We start from the raw sequence: 14,977 nt of genomic DNA, 5'->3' as shown, positions 1-14,977 counted from the left end.
CCAACAAGGAGTTTCCGGATGACTGATACCGTCGATCAAGAATTCCGCGCCGATTTCGTCGAGATCGCGGCGCACCGCTACCGCGAGGGCCGGCTGAGCCGCCGCGGCTTCATCGCCGCCCTCGGCGCGCTCGGCGTGCTGCCGATGATGGGCCGGGGCGCCATGGCCCAGGCCAAGGAACTGGTGATCGTGAACTGGGGCGGCACCGCCGCCGACGTGATCAAGGAAGTGCTGGGCGACACCTACACCGCCGCCACCGGCATGCCCGTGGTGATCGACGGCTCCGGTCCCTCCGCCGGCAAGATCCGCGCGATGGTCGAGAGCGGCGCCGTGGTCTGGGACGTGTGCGACAGCGGCCCCGGCTCGGCCATCATCCTCGGCGAAGCCGGCATGACCCAGGAGATCGACTACTCCGTCGTCGACAAGTCCAAGGTCATCGACGGCGCCACCTGGAAGTATGGCGTGGGCAACTACGTCTATTCCTACGTGCTGGCCTCCAACCCCAGGATGCTCGGCGGCAACGTGCCCCAGACTTGGGAAGACGTGTGGAACGTGAAGGACTTCCCCGGCATGCGCACCTTCCGCAAGTCGGTGCGCGGCATGCTGGAGAGCGCCACCATGGCCATGGGTGTGGCGCCCGAGAACGTGTACGAGACCCTCGGCACCCAGGACGGCATCGACGCGGCGGTCGACAAGTTCCGCCAGCTGCGCGAGCACATCATCGTCTGGGGCTCGGGCTCGGACAGCCAGAACCTGTTCCTGCAGGAAGAGGTGTCGATGGGCAACATCTGGTCCACCCGCGCCCACCTGCTCAAGGACGAGATGGACGCAGACAGCTTCACCGTCACCTTCAACGGCGGCGTGATCTCGCCGGGCGTCTGGGTGGTTCCGAAGGACAACCCGGCCGGCACCGAGGAAGCGATGAAGTTCATCGCCTTCGCGCAGGACCCGGAGCTTCAGGTGAAGTGGCTCGAACTGATCGGCTCCGGCCCGGTGAACCCGGCCGCCGCGGCCCTGGTTCCCGAGAACCTGAAGAAGTGGAACCCGTCCTCGCCCGAGAACCTCGCGACGCAGATCCTCTACAACGACGAATGGTACGCGAAGTACCAGATCTCGGCCGAGGAACAGTACGTCGACGCCCTGATCAACTGATCGACCGATCCCGGCGCGCGCCGCGACCGGCCCTTCCCCCCCGCCGCGCCCCGGGCCTGACCCGGGGCCGGCGGGGGGGCTCGTTGCCCCGGGGTCACGCCCGGGGCGGCGGGGCACGGGGCCGGCCCGGCACGCGCCCCGCCGCACCGGAGGGGACACATGACACCCGGCCTGCTCACCGACCGCCACCGCTACTGGCTCCTGATCCTGCCGGCCCTGCTGGTGATGATCGTCTTCTACATCTGGCCGCTGGTGAACATCCTCGGCATCTCGGTGACCGAGCCGGAACCCGGCCTGGGCAACTACACCCTCCTGGCCACCAGCCACCCGATCCAGACCAGTTTCATCATCACCTTCCGGGTGGCGGCGATCACCACGGCCTTCTGCCTGGTGCTGGGCTACATCGTGTCCTACGCCATCTACAACGCCTCGCAGCGCGGGGTGGGGCTGATGGTGGCGCTGGTGCTGCTGCCGTTCTGGATCTCGGTGCTCATCCGCTCCTTCTCCTGGATCGTGCTGCTGGGCCGCTCGGGCCTGGTGAACGACGCGCTGATGGGCATGGGGCTGATCGACCGCCCCCTGCGGCTGATGCACAACGAGTTCGGCGTGCTCATCGCCATGGTGCACGTGATGCTGCCCTTCGCGGTGCTGCCGATCATGGCCAACATGAAGGGCATCGACCGCTCTTTCGTGAACGCGGCCCGCGGCCTCGGCGCCTCGGAGTGGACGGCCTTCTGGCAGGTCTACTTCCCGCAGACCAAGCCCGGCGTGCTCTCCGCCGCCCTGCTGGTCTTCGTGCTCTCGCTCGGCTTCTACATCACCCCGGCGCTGCTGGGCGGCGGCCGCGTGCTGATGATTTCCGAATACATCACCTACCAGATCCAGGAGTTCCTCAAATGGGGCACCGGGACGATGCTCTCCGTCACCCTGCTGGTGGCCACGGGGGTGGTGATCCTTGCCGCCGCGCGCTTCGTGAACCTGCGCCGCGCCTTCCTGGAGAGAGGCTGATGCACAACCGCTCCTTCTTCCGCATCTCCATGCAGACGGGTGCGTGGCTGATCCTCGCCTTCCTGCTGCTGCCGATGCTGGTGGTGATCCCGGTCTCGCTCACCGACAAGAGCTACATCTCGCTGCCGCAGGACGGTCTGTCGCTGCAGCATTACCAGAACTATTTCACCTCGGCGAAATGGCTCTGGGCCACGGGCACCAGCCTGTTCATCGGCCTGGCCGTGGCGCTGCTGGCCACCGTGCTCGGCACCGCCTTCGCCATCGGCTGCTGGTTCCTCTCCGACCGGATGTCGACCATCGCGCGCTGGGTGCTGATCACCCCGATCCTGGTGCCGCCGGTGGTGCAGTCGCTCGGCTTCTACCGCTTCTGGGTGCAGCTCGGGCTGATCGACACCTATACCGGCGTGATCCTCGCCCACACGCTGCTCGCGCTGCCCTACGTCTCCATCTCGGTCTTCGCGGCACTTGCGAACCTCGACCGGCGCATCCCGCAGGCGGCGCGCTCGCTGGGCGCCTCGGTCTGGACCACGGTGATCTCGGTGGTGGTGCCGGCGGCGAAGCCGGGCATGGCGGCAGGGGCGGTCTTCGCCTTCATCGTCTCCTTCGACGAAATCGTCGGCGTGCTGTTCCTCACCGTGCGCAATGTGCAGACCCTGCCGAAGATGATCTGGCAGGGCATCCAGGACAATATCGACCCCACGATCGCGGCGGTCGCCACGGTGCTCACCGTGATCACCCTCGCCATCATGGTGATCGGAGCCCTGCGCAAGTCATGAGCCGGTATCTGCTGCGCGACGCGCGCTACATCGCCCATGACGGCGCCGGCCCGGTGCTGCGCGCCGGCCACATCGCCATCGAGGGAAGCCGGATCGTCGCCCTTCCCGACACGCTGAACGGCACCGATTTCGCCGATTTCGAGCCGGTGGACTGCTCCGCGAAGGCGGTCTCGCCCGGCTTCATCAACGCCCACACCCACGCGGTGCTGCTGGCACTGCGCGGCACGGTGGAGGATATCGAGGGCAACCTCGTCTACCAGTACATGGTGCCGGCGAGCTACCTGCTGGAGCCCGCCGAGCGCGCCGCCATCGCCAGGCTGGCCTGCGTGGAGGCGATCCGCTGCGGCACCACCACCATGGTCGACCCGCTGCGCCACGTCGCGGATTACGCGCCCGCGATGATCGGCACCGGCCTGCGCCTGTGGCTGGCCGAGAGCTGCGCCGACGCCGTCACCACCGAGGTGGGCCGCGGCACCTACCGCTTCGACCGCGCCTGGGGCGAGACCTTCCTCGCCCGCACCCGCGACCTCATCGAGCGGTTCCACGGCGCGGAGGACGGCCGCGTGCAGGTGATGATCGCCGCGCATGCGCCGGACAACTGCTCGCCCTGGATGCTGGCCACGCTGAAGGAGATGGCCCGGGCCCACGGCCTGCGCCGCACGGTGCACCTCAGCCAGATCATCTCCGAGGTCGCGCAGGTGAAAGCGCTGCACGGCTGCACCTCCACGGAATATCTCGCGCGCGAGGGCTTTCTCGGCGACGATCTCCTCGCCGTGCACTGGACCTTCTGCACCGAGGAGGACGTGGCCACCCTCGCCGCCTCCGGCACGCATTTCGCCCATTCCCCGGCCTCGATGTCCGTGAAGGGCCCGCACCAGCTGCCGATCCGCGCCATTCTGGAGAGCGGCGTGAACATCGCCCTGGGCACGGACAACATGACCGAGGACATGTTCCACGCCATGAAACTGGGCCTCACCGTGCACCGCGGCGCCTGGGGGCGTTCGGTGACCCCGCAGCCCGGCCGGGCCTTCGATTATGCCACCGTGAACGGGGCGAAGGCGCTGGGGCGCAGCGATCTAGGCCGCATCGCCGTGGGCGCGAAGGCCGATCTCGCCCTCTTCGACCTGCACGCGCCGGCGCTGAACCCGCGCATCTCGCTGGTCTCCAACCTCGTGCATTACGGCCACCCCGGCGTGGTGACCGACACGATGGTCGACGGCCGCTTCCTGATGCGCGACGGCCGGCTCACCACGGTGGACGACGGCGCCGCCGTGGCCGAGGCCCAGGCCGCCACCGACGCGATGTGGACCCGCTTCGCCGCGCAGGAAAAGGACATACCGCTGCCGCAGCGCGACACGGTCTGAAAAACACTCAAGGGACAGGAAACGAACATGACCTTCTCGATCATCGGCCGTTGCGAGCGCACCGGGGCCTTCGGCGCGGCCGTCACCACCTCCAACCTGGCGGTGGGCTCGCGCTGCGCCCGGCTCAGCCACCGCAAGGGCGCCTTCCTCAGCCAGCACCGCACCGACCCGCGGCTGGGCGACCTCGGCATCTCGCTGCTCGCCGGCGGCGCGACGGCGGACGAGGCCGTGGCCCGCGTGTGCGAGAGCACGCCGGACGTGGAGTGGCGCCAGCTCGCGGCGCTGGACGCGGAGGGCCGCGCCTCCGTCTACCACGGCCGGCGCATGTACTCGATCTACACCCATTCCATCGGCCGCAACTGCGTGGCCGCCGGCAACATCCTGGCGAACGACACCATCACCGCCGCGATGATCGCCGCCTTCGAGGACCGCCCCGAGGACGAGCTTTCCGAGCGGCTCCTGCGCGCGCTGGAAGCCGGGCGCGACGCGGGCGGCGAGATCCTCGGGCCGCTGCGCTCCTCCGTCCTGCGCGCCACCGGCGAGCACGGGCTGGACCGGTGCGACCTCAGGGTGGACATCTCCGCCACCGACGCCGTGGCCGACCTGCGCGCCCTCAAGACCGCCTATGGCGACCAGGCGGAGGAACTGCGCCGCATCGCGCTGGAGCCGGACGCGCTGCCGGTGTCGCGCACGCTGTTCGACGCCTCCGTCGCGCGCATCGAGGCCCTCGGCCTCGCGGACCGCTTCCCCACCGCCCGGCGCCGGGACACCTGGACCCTGCGGGGATGATCCCGGCCCGGGCGCGCACCGGCTTCGCGCCGGTCGCGGCGGTGATGGTCGCGGCGCAGGCGGTCTTCTGCCTGAACGACGGCTTCGTGAAGGCGATCACCGCCGAGGTGAGCGCCCTCCAGTACGGCGTGCTGCGTGCGGGCTTCATCTTCGGCTTCCTGTGCCTGGGCGCGCTGGCCTTCACCGGGCTGCGCGCGCGGCCGGTGAAGCGCGGCGCGGTGCTGGCGCGCAGCGGCCTGCAGGCCTGCTCGATGCTGCTGCAGATCTTCGCGCTCTCGCTGCTGCCGCTCTCCACCGCCGCCGTGTGCTTCTACACCTTCCCGCTGTTCTCCACCCTGCTCAGCGCCCTGGTGATGCGCGAGCGGGTGAGCCGGGTTCAGGCCGCCGCCGTCGTGCTCGGGCTGATCGGCGCGGTGCTGATCATCGGGCCGGCCCGGGCGGAGGGGGCCGCCCTCGCCCTGCCCTTCCTCGCCGCCTTCTGCTACGCGGCCTCGGTTCTGGTGACGCATTACCACTGCAAGCACGAACAGCCGGTGGCGCTGGTGCGCACCCAGGCGCTGGTGGCGCTCTGCGTGGCGGGCCTGGCGCTGGCGGTGGTGCCCGCGACCTCCGGCGGGGTCTGGGTGCCGATGCCGGCCGCGCTCTGGGGCGCCGTGGGGCTGGTGGGGCTGGCGAGCATCGGCTCGGGCTTCCTGCTGGTCTGGGTCTACCAGCGCGCCGCGCCGGCGGATCTCGCGCCCTTCAGCTACACCTACCTCCTGTGGGTGATGCTGCTGGACTTCGCCGCCTGGGGGCACCTGCCCCGACCGGCGGCGCTGCTCGGCTCGGTGCTCATCGCCCTTGGCGGCATCATGGTGCTGCGCGAGGGGCGCAAGCTCACCCGGCGGTTCAACCAGCCTCTGCGATGAACTCCCGGAAGAACGCCATGAACTGCCCGGCGAGGTTCGAGGTGGGAAACAGCCGCGAGGTGATGGAGGACATGCGGATGGGCAGCGCCGGGTCCGTCGGCACCCGCACGATGCGCCCCGGCTCGCGGCCGATCAGCGCGAAACTGTCCACCAGCGCCACCCCCATGCCCGAGGCCACCAGCTCCAGCGCCGTCGCGGTGTGGCGCACTTCGCAGGAATAGCGCCGCTCCAGCCCGCGCTCGGCGAACACCTGGTCCACCAGCCGGCCCAGCGGCGTGTTCGCGGCGTAGGAGATGTGGTTCACCAGGTTGAGGTCGGTGATGCTCACCCGCTTCATGAAGGCGAAATCATGCCCCGGCGGGCAGACGCACACCAGCTCCCCCGCCGCGATCGGCCCGACGGAGAGCGACGGGTGCCGCGGCACGGTAATCGACAGGCCGAGGTCAGCCCGCCCGCTCACCAGCTGCTCGGAGATCTCGTCCACCGAGCCCAGCTCCACCGACAGCCGCAGCTTCGGCCGCGCCTTCGAGAAGGCGGCGAGCGCGCGCGGCAGCACCCCCAGCCCGATGGAGGGCGAGGCGATGATGCTCAGCGTGCCCATGGTGCCGCCGCGCAGCTCCTCCACGATGTTGGCGATGCGCCTTTGCTGCATGAACAGGTGCTGGGCCTCCTGCGCGATGTGGCGCGCCTCCCGCGTGGGGATCAGCCGGCCGCGATCGCGCTCGAACAGGGTGAGGCCGGTGATGTCCTCCGTGTGGCGGATCATGTTGCTCACCGCGGGCTGCGAGACATTGAGCAGCTCCGCCGCCCGGGCCGTGGTGCCGACCTCGATGACGGTGCTGAGAACTTCCAGTTGGCGGGCGTTGATCATATAATCCGGCCTTATACTCCAGGGGGCAGTATTTTATTTCAACATATCGAAACGCTCGTCTAGTGCTGATGTGATCCGCAAGGGAAGGAGAGCCCATGAGCCGCAAGGAAATTCTCGCCGTCGCCCAGATGGGGCCGGTCCATCTCAACGACACGAAGGAAGCCACGGTCGCGCGTCTCATCGGGATGCTGCGCGAGGCGCATGGCCGTGGCGCGAAATGGGTGACCTTCCCGGAGCTGGCGCTCACCACCTTCTTCCCGCGCTACATCTACGAGACGCCGCAGGAGTATGACCGCTTCTTCGAGGAGGGTCTGCCCTCGCCCGCCATGCTGCCGCTGTTCGAGACGGCGAAGGCGCTCGGCGTCGGCTTCTACCTGGGCTTCGCGGAGAAGGTGACCGAGGGCGGCGAGACGCATCGCTACAACACCTGCGTGCTGGTGGGCCCGGACGGCACCCTGCTCGGCAAGTACCGCAAGGTGCATCTGCCGGGCACGAAGGACCCGCTGCACAAGGCGAATTTCGAGCATCTGGAGAAGCGCTACTTCGAGGTGGGCGACCTGGGCTTCAACACCTTCAAGTCGCCCATCGGGCGCATCGGCATGTGCATCTGCAACGACCGCCGCTGGCCGGAGACCTTCCGGGTGATGGCGCTGCAGGGCGCGGAGATCTTCATGCTGGGCTACAACACGCCCACGCTGAACATCCACCACCCCGAGCCCGCGCACCTGCGCGCGCTTCACCACAGGCTCTCCATCGAGAGTGCCGCCTACCAGAACGGCGCCTGGGTGCTGGCCGCGGCCAAGTGCGGCGCCGAGGACGGGTTCGCGATGATCGGCGGCTCGGCCATCGTCGCCCCCACCGGCGAGACGGTTGCCTACGCGGTCTCCGAGGAGGACGAGGTCATCACCCATGCCTGCGACATGGAGCTGGGCGAATACATCCGCCGCTCGGTGTTCGACTTCGCCCGCCACCGGCGCATCGAGCATTACGGGCTGATCACCTCGCAGACCGGGGTGGAGATCGCGGAATGACCTTCTCGCTCGCCGGTGTCTGCGCGCGGACCGGGCAGATCGGCTATGCCGTCACCACCTCCAGCGTCTGCGTGGGCGCGCGGGTGGGGGCGATCGGGCCGGAGTGCGTGGTCTTCTCCCAGGCGCGGACGGACCCGCGCCTGCACGCCGTGGGCCTCGCCGCCCATGCCGCCACCGGCTCGGCCGAAGCGGCCATCGGCGCGATGCGCGGTGCCGCCGTAGCGCCGCACTGGCGCCAGTTCGGCATCCTCACCCGCAGCGGCGCGGCGCTGCACCACACCGGCGCCTCCTGCCTGCCCGAATGCGGCGGGCTGGCGGGCGCGATGTGCCTCGCACTCGGTAATTTCCTCGGCTCCGCCGAGGTGATGCCCGCGATGGTCGCCACCTTCGAGGCAACGCAGGGCCCGCTCGCGGAGCGCCTGATCGCCGGGCTCGCCGCCGGTGTGGCCGCCGGGGCGGAGCGCGATCCGCTGCAATCCGCCGCGCTGAAGGTGCTGGGCAGCGAAGGGATCTTCGAGGCCGACCTGCGCGCCGACCGCTCCCCCACCCCGGTGGACGAACTGGCCCGGCTCTGGGCCGACTGGGCCCCCAAGGCCGCCGCCTACCGCCTCCGCGTGCTGGACCCGGACTCCGCGCCGCCCTCGCGCGAGGTGGAACACGGCGGACGCGGCTGATCTTCCCCCGGGCCCGCCCCCGGCCCGGCGCGGCGGATTTGCCCTGCGCCGGGAGGCGCGGAGGCTGACCCGCCCGCGGCAGCCGGGCGCCCCTCCGCCCGGTCCGGTCGCCCGGCGCGCCGCGGCTCCTGCGGCATCTCGGTCGCCCACCACCGCTGCCCGCAGCAACGGGCCAGGGCGCTTCCGCGGCATCGCCGTTCCACTGCCCGGCGGGCATCGTGGCCCGGCCCGACGGACTGTCGGAGGTGCACACCATACCCGCCCCGAACCGCACATCCCCGGGCGGGACGCGCCCCCGGGCGCCTGCCCCCGCCCTCCGGCGCGAAATCTCTGGACGGCACCGCGCGAAGGGCCTTTGATCGGGGAAACCCCCGAATGGAGCTCCCGATGCCCGATGGCAGCCTGATCGAGTCGGAACGCCCGTCCCTCTCCCGGTCGCTGTGGACCGATACCGCCACGCCGCGCCCGGAGACCCCGCCCTTCACCGGGCCGGACGAGACCGATGTCGCCATCGTGGGCGGCGGCTTCACCGGCCTCTCCGCGGCGCTGCATCTCGCCGAGGCGGGCCGGGCGGTGACGCTGCTGGACAGCCATCACCCCGGCTGGGGCGCCTCCGGGCGCAACGGCGGGCAGGTGATCGCCGGGTTGAAGGAGGACCCGGAGGTGGTGCTGCGCCGCTTCGGCGCCGCGCTCGGCGGCCGCCTCAACCGGCTGTCCGGCGAGGCGCCCGGGCTGGTCTTCGACCTCTGCGCGCGCTTCGGCATCGACTGCGGCGCCAGCCGAACCGGCTGGATCCAGCCCGCGCAGGACGCGGCGGCCCGGAAGGTCCAGGAGGCCCGCGTGCGCCAGTGGCAGCCCTGGTCGGAGGAGATCTCCCTGCTCTCGGCGCGCGAAACCGCGGATCTGCTGGGCGCGGAGGGCTATCACTCCGGGCTGATCGACCGGCGTTCCGGCGCAGTCCAGCCGCTGAGCTACGCCTTCGGCCTCGCCCGGGCGGCGCTGTCGCTCGGCGCGGTGCTGCACGGCTCCACCGAGGTAACCGGCCTCGCGCGCGACGGTGCCGGCTGGCGGGTGACCACCGCGCGCGGCGTGCTGAAGGCGCGCTGCGTCATCCTCGCCACCAACGGCTATTCCGGCCCGGTGCAGGACAGGCTGCGGCGCTCGGTGGTACCGGTGGTTTCCACCCAGATCGCGACCCATCCGCTGCCGGCGAACCTGCGCGGCAACATCCTGCCCGAGGGGCAGGTGGTCTCCGACCTCTACCGGCTGCTGGTCTACTACCGGCTCGACGCGCAGAACCGCTTCGTGATCGGCGGGCGCGGCGCCTATTCGGAGGCGCAGATGCCCGGCAGGCTGGAGACCCTGAAGCGCAAGGCGGTGGCGCTCTACCCCCAGCTCGCCGGGCTCGACTGGCCCTACCACTGGGGCGGATACGTGGCGATGACCCGCGATCACCTGCCCCACCTGCACGAGATCGAGCCCGGCCTGCACGCGGGCCTGGGCTACAACGGGCGCGGTGTGGCCATGGCCACGGCGATGGGGCGCGAGCTTGCCCGCCGGGTCTCCGGCACCCCGGCGAACGCGCTGGACGTGCCGACCACCGCCGTCACCCCCATCCCGTTCCACATGCTGCGCAAGCCCATCGTCACCGCCCTGGCCACCTGGTACGCCCTGCGCGACCGTTTCGCCTGACGCCGCAGCCTCGGCCGGAAGCCCCCCAGCGCACGGCGCGCGGACGGGGCGGATACGCACCCGCCGCCGGCGGGCGGATGCGCGGAGCGGGCCTCAGAAGGCGTCTTCATCCTCGAAGGTGACTGCGCCGTCGCAGATGGTGAGCACGGGGCGGATCTCGGGGAATTCCTCGGGGTCCGCGGCTTCGAGGTCGTCGTCCAGAACCACGATGTCGGCGAGGAAGCCCGGGGCCAGCCGGCCCTTCTCGTGCTCGCGGAACTCGGCCTTCGCGCCGGCCAGCGTGTAGCCCTCCAGCGCCTGCATCAGGGTCTGGCGGTTGTCCGGCTGGTCCGCATCCCATTTCGGCCGGGTCATCGCGGCGGCCACGCCGGCCAGCGGATCGACCGGGGACACCGGCCAGTCGGAAGCGAAGAGCATCCCGGCCCCCGCCGCGCGCAGCGCCGCCCAGGGGTAGGCGAGCGGCCAGCGCGGCTTGCCGATGCGCGAAAGCGTGGGCTCCAGCGGCAGGCCCGCCTGGCCCGGCGGATGCGGCGGCTGCACGGAGGCGATGACGCCAAGTTCGGCGAAGCGCGGAATGTCGGAGGCCAGCGCCACCTCAATGTGCTCCACCCGGTGTCGGCTGTCACGCGGGCCATTGGCGGCCCGGGCCTTCTCGTAGCCGTCGAGCACCATGTTCACCGCCCGGTCGCCGATGGCGTGCACGGCCACCTGCAGGCCGCGCCGGTCCGCCTCCGCGATGATGGCGTGGAAGCGCTCCTCCTCGAAACGGGGCTCCCCGCACCAGTCCGGGCGGTCGGCGTAGGGCTCGGCCATCAGCGCGGTCCAGCCGTCCAGCACCCCGTCGATGAACAGCTTCACCGTGCCGGAGGAGAGGCGCGGCGAGCCGTGGCGGGCGGCCATCTCGCTGGCGGTGTCCAGCGCGGAGAGCGGCATTTCCGGCACGAAATGGAACGGAACGCGGGCGCGGCACAGCAACTCGCCCCGGCGCTCCAGCTCGGAGAGAAGGTCGAGCTGATAGGGGTTGCCGTCCATGTTCTGGAAGCTGGTGATGCCGTGGGAGGCGAGATGCGCGAGCCCCTTGCGCAGCGCGGCGAGATCGGCCTCGCGCTCGGCGGTACCGGGCGCGGGCTCGGGGTCGCGGCCGGTCACCAGCCCGGCCCCCTCGCGCCCGCCGGTGGGGCCAATGGCCTCCACGGGCCCGAAGGCGGCATTCTCGCGCAACTCGCCGGTGGCCAGCCCGTCCGCCCCCATGACGATCTCGTTGCCCGCCGGCAGCGCCCGGCCGTGCAGCAGCCCCGCGGCGGTGAGCGCGGCGGTGTTCGCCCAGGCGGTGTGATGGTCCGGCGCCACGAGCAGCAGCGGCCGGTCCGGCAGGATCTCGTCCAGCAGGCCGCGGTCCAGGCTGCGCTCCGTGCCCAGGATGGTGTAGTCGCAGCTCTTGCCGATCAACAGCCCGGGCCCGGGCGCCGCGGCGTCACGGGCGCGCACCTGCGCGCGCAGCGCGGCCTCGCCGGTCACCCCGGCCAGCGACAGCTGGTCCAGCGCCACGGAGCCGGGGAAGATGTGGATATGGGCCTCGTTGAACCCGGGCAGCACCGTCGCCCCCCGCGCATCGACCACCCGGGTGCGCGGCCCGGCCAGCGGCGCGATCCCCTCGGCATCGCCGACCGCCACAATCCGCCCGCCTGCGATGGCCAGCGCCTCGGCGCGCGGCCGGCTCTCGTCCATGGTGATGAGAATGCCGTTGGTGATGATGATGTCGGCGGTTTCGCCCATTCTTCTCTCCCTGTTGACCTGCTTCGGCCGCGGTGCCCCCGCATAGCCAGTGGCGCGGGCGGAATGCAACCACCCGGGGCCGGGAAATGTTCCTGCTCCGGGCGATTTCGGCGGTGCCGCCCGGGGCCGGTTCCGCTGCGGCACCGGGGAAGGGCGGGCGCCGGCCCGGCCCCCCCGGCTCAGCCCACCACGCGCGGCAGCCATTCGCGCGCGAAGAGCAGTTTCTCCCGCACCCCGGCCGAGACGATGAAGGGATAGACGTCCAGCAACCCCATGGACCGGGCCATGTGGTTCATCGCGATGGCGAGATCGAGGGCGCTGCCCAGGGTCTCCTCCGTGGCCGGGTCATCGTAGGCGTCGACGTTCAGCGCCGAGCGCGGGGTGGAGAGCTGCATAGCGGCCGCGCTGTCCATCAGGTCGGTGAGATGCATCGCGTGGGCCATGGTCTCCGCCCAGTCCTCGTGCGGATGGGCCCGGGCATATTCGCTCACATGGGTTTCCTGCCAGCCCTGCGGCGGCTGGCCGGAATTGTAATAGGCCTGCAGGGCCGCGCCGTAATCCGCGCGCTCGTCGCCGAACATGGCGCGGAACGGATGGATGAACTGCTCGCGCGGTTCCAGCCGCAGGAACAGGTAATGCGCCAGCTCGTGGCGGAAATGGCCCATCATCGTGCGGTAGGGCTCGTCAAGCTGGCTGCGGCGGCGCTCGCGCAGGGCCGCGTCGGCCTCGCCCACGTTGATGGTGATCACGCCGTCCGCATGGCCCATCATCACCTGCTCGCGCCCGCTGCCCACCAGTTCCGACAGGAGGTCGAACACCGGCGGGCTGGCCGGGTCCTGCGCCGTGAAGATGCCCCAGCGCATGAGGTTGGCCAGAACCCAGCGTTTCGCCGCCTCCGCCTCGGCCCAGAGGGCCGCGTTGCGCCGCACGCTCGGGTCCGGGCGGGTGCGGGTCATCGCGCAGGACAGGCAGAGCGCGCCGTTCGCCGAGGCCGCCCAGTTGCATTCGATCTCATGGCGGTTGGCGCAGCCGGCGCGGTTCTCGATGCCAAGGAAGTTCCGGCTGCCGGGGTCCCAGACGACCCCCTGCCCGCAGGAGCAGGCGAGGTTCTCGAAGAACAGGGAGCCGTTGCAGCTCGGGCAGGCAAAGATTTCCATCGGAGGCTCCGGGCGGTTGGGGGCGCAGGTGGGTGCGGACCCCTCAACCTAGCGCGCCCGGCCCGGCAAACAACGCCCCGCCGCGCGGCGCACTCCGGAACCGCCGCCCCGCGCGCCGCGTTGTGCCCGCAATCGGGTGAGGCGCCTGCGCGCGCGCCCGTGCCGACTGCCCCCGGGCGCCCGCCCGGGACCCGCTCCGCCTCCTGCCCGCGCCCCGTCCGATCATCGGGGCCCTGCGCAGCTTTCCCGGAAAAAGTTCCCGCAAACGCATGAATTTTAATCTCGTTTTTTCCCGGAACTCTTCCCGGGCCGGCACGTTGACCAGCCAGAACGCCTGAAGTGGTGATGACGCCACGACGGGGAGATGAAAAGAAACAATGAGGAGATTCGACATGAAACGTCTTATTGCAACCACCGCTCTGGCCCTCGTGATGGGCGGCAGCACCGTCTATGCTCAGGATGTTGCCCAGTCTTCTTACCTGAAGGCTCCTGAAGCCAGCGATGTATACGCGTCTGACCTGATCGGAAGCCGCGTTTATGCATCCGAGAAGCCGGCTGAGGCCGACATGGCCATGCCCGCCGACGGCGACACCGAGTGGGACGATCTCGGCGAGGTCAGCGACGTGGTGATGGACCAGAATGGTGACATCCGCGCCGTGCTCGTGGACGTGGGCGGCTTCCTCGGCATCGGGGAAAAGACCGTGGCCGTGGAGATGAGCGACCTGTCGTTCCTGCACGAGAGCGGCGACGCCGATGACACGTTCATCGCCATCAACACCTCCCGCGAAGCGCTGGAGAATGCCCCGGCCTTCGACCGCGGCGAGCATTCCGACGTGATGGACCAGGAGGCGTCGACCGACACCGCCGTGACCGGCGACACGATGGACAAGGCCGACACCGCGATGCCGGCCGACCAGACCGGCACCGACAAGATGGCCGGCGAGCCGAAGCCCGATACCCAGACGGCAGCGGCCGAGTCGAACGCCACCGTGGGCGGCGGCACGCTGATGTCCGCTCCGGAAGGCTACAAGGAGACGCCGGCTGACCAGATCAAGTCCGACGCGCTCATCGGCGCCCCGGTCTATGATGCCGAGGATGCCGAGATCGGCGAAGTCACCGAAATCGTGATGAACGAGGACGGTGCGGCACAGAAGGCGATCGTCGACGTGGGCGGTTTCCTGGGCCTTGGCGCCAAGCGCGTCTCGGTGGAATTCAAGGAGCTGCAGATCATGCAGGGCGAGGACGAGAATGACCTGCGCATCTACGTCCAGACCACGGGTGAACAGCTGAAGGAAATGCCCACCTACGAGGGCTGATCCGCTCCCGCTGATCGGGGCAGCCATCCTTGATCCCCATCCCTGGTGGCTGTTTCGGTGCCCGCCGGCGATCCTTCGCCGGCGGGTATTTTCGTGCGCGGGCACCTGTCTGCCCCATGATCACGCGCAGGGCCCTGTCGCCCCGCCCCTGCCCCGTCCGACACCCTCCCGGTCTTGTCGGCAGGCCACCCACCGGCAGACCTCCTCCGGGGAATGGCTTCCACGGGCGAGCCCCGCCGCCGGCCCTTCCGCCTGCCCCGGCACATTCCGCATCCCAGGTTGCGCGAGCGCCAAGGCCCCGAACGCCCCTGGCCTGCCCGGCGAGGCCGCTCCCGCGCATCGCTCTCCCGGGCCTGCCCTCGGCCGGTGACGGGTGCGCCTCCCACCCCCGGTGCACAGCGGCGGAAGTGGGGCGCGCGCACGTCAGTAGCCAAGTTCACCCGGCGGAGCGCGTTGCGTGGCG

General features: G+C 70.5%; 13 protein-coding genes. 10 read left to right on the top strand and 3 right to left on the bottom strand.

Annotation, left to right across the window (positions count from 1 at the left end):
• Window positions 1-18 precede the first annotated feature (18 nt).
• The 6 genes from FDP22_RS18805 (at window position 19) to FDP22_RS18780 (ending at window position 5,997) form a co-directional block, all read left to right on the top strand.
• Window positions 19-1,152: an ABC transporter substrate-binding protein gene (locus FDP22_RS18805; RefSeq protein ID WP_138573730.1), complete on the top strand. Its 1,134-nt coding sequence runs from the start codon at window positions 19-21 to the stop codon at window positions 1,150-1,152.
• Between the two features lie 159 nt (window positions 1,153-1,311).
• Window positions 1,312-2,160 carry an ABC transporter permease gene (locus tag FDP22_RS18800; RefSeq protein ID WP_138573732.1) on the top strand — a complete coding sequence of 283 codons (849 nt, stop codon included), beginning with the start codon at window positions 1,312-1,314 and terminating at the stop codon, window positions 2,158-2,160.
• Complete coding sequence (locus FDP22_RS18795; protein WP_138573734.1) at window positions 2,160-2,936, top strand: ABC transporter permease; 777 nt, start codon at window positions 2,160-2,162, stop codon at window positions 2,934-2,936. Before FDP22_RS18800 ends, FDP22_RS18795 begins: the two co-directional genes overlap by 1 nt.
• The gene (locus FDP22_RS18790) at window positions 2,933-4,300 is read left to right on the top strand and encodes an amidohydrolase family protein (protein ID WP_138573736.1); all 1,368 of its coding nucleotides are present in this window, start codon (window positions 2,933-2,935) and stop codon (window positions 4,298-4,300) included. The genes FDP22_RS18795 and FDP22_RS18790 overlap by 4 nt, the downstream gene beginning before the upstream one ends.
• 27 nt (window positions 4,301-4,327) lie before the next feature.
• Complete coding sequence (locus FDP22_RS18785; protein WP_138573738.1) at window positions 4,328-5,089, top strand: DUF1028 domain-containing protein; 762 nt, start codon at window positions 4,328-4,330, stop codon at window positions 5,087-5,089.
• Window positions 5,086-5,997 carry a DMT family transporter gene (locus FDP22_RS18780; protein ID WP_138573740.1) on the top strand — a complete coding sequence of 304 codons (912 nt, stop codon included), beginning with the start codon at window positions 5,086-5,088 and terminating at the stop codon, window positions 5,995-5,997. Before FDP22_RS18785 ends, FDP22_RS18780 begins: the two co-directional genes overlap by 4 nt.
• Here FDP22_RS18780 and FDP22_RS18775 read toward each other — a convergent pair.
• Entirely contained in the window at window positions 5,978-6,868 is an 891-nt protein-coding gene (locus FDP22_RS18775; RefSeq protein WP_138573742.1) for a LysR family transcriptional regulator, read from the bottom strand. The two genes, FDP22_RS18780 and FDP22_RS18775, sit on opposite strands and share 20 nt — an antisense overlap.
• A 95-nt stretch (window positions 6,869-6,963) precedes the next feature.
• Between FDP22_RS18775 and FDP22_RS18770 the strand changes: the two genes are divergently transcribed.
• From FDP22_RS18770 to FDP22_RS18760, 3 genes are all read left to right on the top strand, one after another.
• Entirely contained in the window at window positions 6,964-7,899 is a 936-nt protein-coding gene (locus tag FDP22_RS18770; RefSeq protein ID WP_239031987.1) for an N-carbamoyl-D-amino-acid hydrolase, read from the top strand.
• Window positions 7,896-8,573 carry a DUF1028 domain-containing protein gene (locus FDP22_RS18765; RefSeq protein ID WP_138573744.1) on the top strand — a complete coding sequence of 226 codons (678 nt, stop codon included), beginning with the start codon at window positions 7,896-7,898 and terminating at the stop codon, window positions 8,571-8,573. The genes FDP22_RS18770 and FDP22_RS18765 overlap by 4 nt, the downstream gene beginning before the upstream one ends.
• A gap of 375 nt (window positions 8,574-8,948) precedes the next feature.
• On the top strand, window positions 8,949-10,265 hold the full coding sequence (locus tag FDP22_RS18760) for an NAD(P)/FAD-dependent oxidoreductase (RefSeq protein ID WP_239031986.1): 1,317 nt from the start codon (window positions 8,949-8,951) through the stop codon (window positions 10,263-10,265).
• Window positions 10,266-10,358: 93 nt separating this feature from the next.
• Here FDP22_RS18760 and FDP22_RS18755 read toward each other — a convergent pair whose 3' ends face one another.
• Window positions 10,359-12,041, bottom strand: coding sequence for an amidohydrolase (locus FDP22_RS18755; RefSeq protein ID WP_138573746.1), 1,683 nt, complete (start codon window positions 12,039-12,041; stop codon window positions 10,359-10,361).
• A gap of 179 nt (window positions 12,042-12,220) precedes the next feature.
• Complete coding sequence (locus FDP22_RS18750) at window positions 12,221-13,198, bottom strand: zinc-binding metallopeptidase family protein (protein WP_138573748.1); 978 nt, start codon at window positions 13,196-13,198, stop codon at window positions 12,221-12,223.
• Window positions 13,199-13,590: 392 nt separating this feature from the next.
• Here FDP22_RS18750 and FDP22_RS18745 point away from each other — a divergent pair, with 392 nt between their 5' ends.
• Window positions 13,591-14,514 (top strand): PRC-barrel domain-containing protein, encoded by a 924-nt coding sequence (locus tag FDP22_RS18745; protein WP_170317797.1) that lies wholly within the window; start codon window positions 13,591-13,593, stop codon window positions 14,512-14,514.
• Window positions 14,515-14,977 lie beyond the last annotated feature (463 nt).

This window comes from Paroceanicella profunda, assembly GCF_005887635.2.
GTDB lineage: Bacteria > Pseudomonadota > Alphaproteobacteria > Rhodobacterales > Rhodobacteraceae > Paroceanicella > Paroceanicella profunda.
The sequence above is the reverse complement of the archived record's forward strand: the minus strand, read 5'-3'. Positions and strand labels throughout refer to the sequence as shown.

Bases quoted from the DNA above. Each gene is read 5' to 3' on its own strand.
- FDP22_RS18805 (WP_138573730.1), top strand. From the start codon at position 19: ATGACTGATACCGTCGATCAAGAATTCCGCGCCGATTTCGTCGAGATC.
- FDP22_RS18800 (WP_138573732.1), top strand. From the start codon at position 1,312: ATGACACCCGGCCTGCTCACCGACCGCCACCGCTACTGGCTCCTGATC.
- FDP22_RS18795 (WP_138573734.1), top strand. From the start codon at position 2,160: ATGCACAACCGCTCCTTCTTCCGCATCTCCATGCAGACGGGTGCGTGG.
- FDP22_RS18790 (WP_138573736.1), top strand. From the start codon at position 2,933: ATGAGCCGGTATCTGCTGCGCGACGCGCGCTACATCGCCCATGACGGC.
- FDP22_RS18785 (WP_138573738.1), top strand. From the start codon at position 4,328: ATGACCTTCTCGATCATCGGCCGTTGCGAGCGCACCGGGGCCTTCGGC.
- FDP22_RS18780 (WP_138573740.1), top strand. From the start codon at position 5,086: ATGATCCCGGCCCGGGCGCGCACCGGCTTCGCGCCGGTCGCGGCGGTG.
- FDP22_RS18775 (WP_138573742.1), bottom strand. From the start codon at position 6,868: ATGATCAACGCCCGCCAACTGGAAGTTCTCAGCACCGTCATCGAGGTC.
- FDP22_RS18770 (WP_239031987.1), top strand. From the start codon at position 6,964: ATGAGCCGCAAGGAAATTCTCGCCGTCGCCCAGATGGGGCCGGTCCAT.
- FDP22_RS18765 (WP_138573744.1), top strand. From the start codon at position 7,896: ATGACCTTCTCGCTCGCCGGTGTCTGCGCGCGGACCGGGCAGATCGGC.
- FDP22_RS18760 (WP_239031986.1), top strand. From the start codon at position 8,949: ATGGAGCTCCCGATGCCCGATGGCAGCCTGATCGAGTCGGAACGCCCG.
- FDP22_RS18755 (WP_138573746.1), bottom strand. From the start codon at position 12,041: ATGGGCGAAACCGCCGACATCATCATCACCAACGGCATTCTCATCACC.
- FDP22_RS18750 (WP_138573748.1), bottom strand. From the start codon at position 13,198: ATGGAAATCTTTGCCTGCCCGAGCTGCAACGGCTCCCTGTTCTTCGAG.
- FDP22_RS18745 (WP_170317797.1), top strand. From the start codon at position 13,591: ATGAAACGTCTTATTGCAACCACCGCTCTGGCCCTCGTGATGGGCGGC.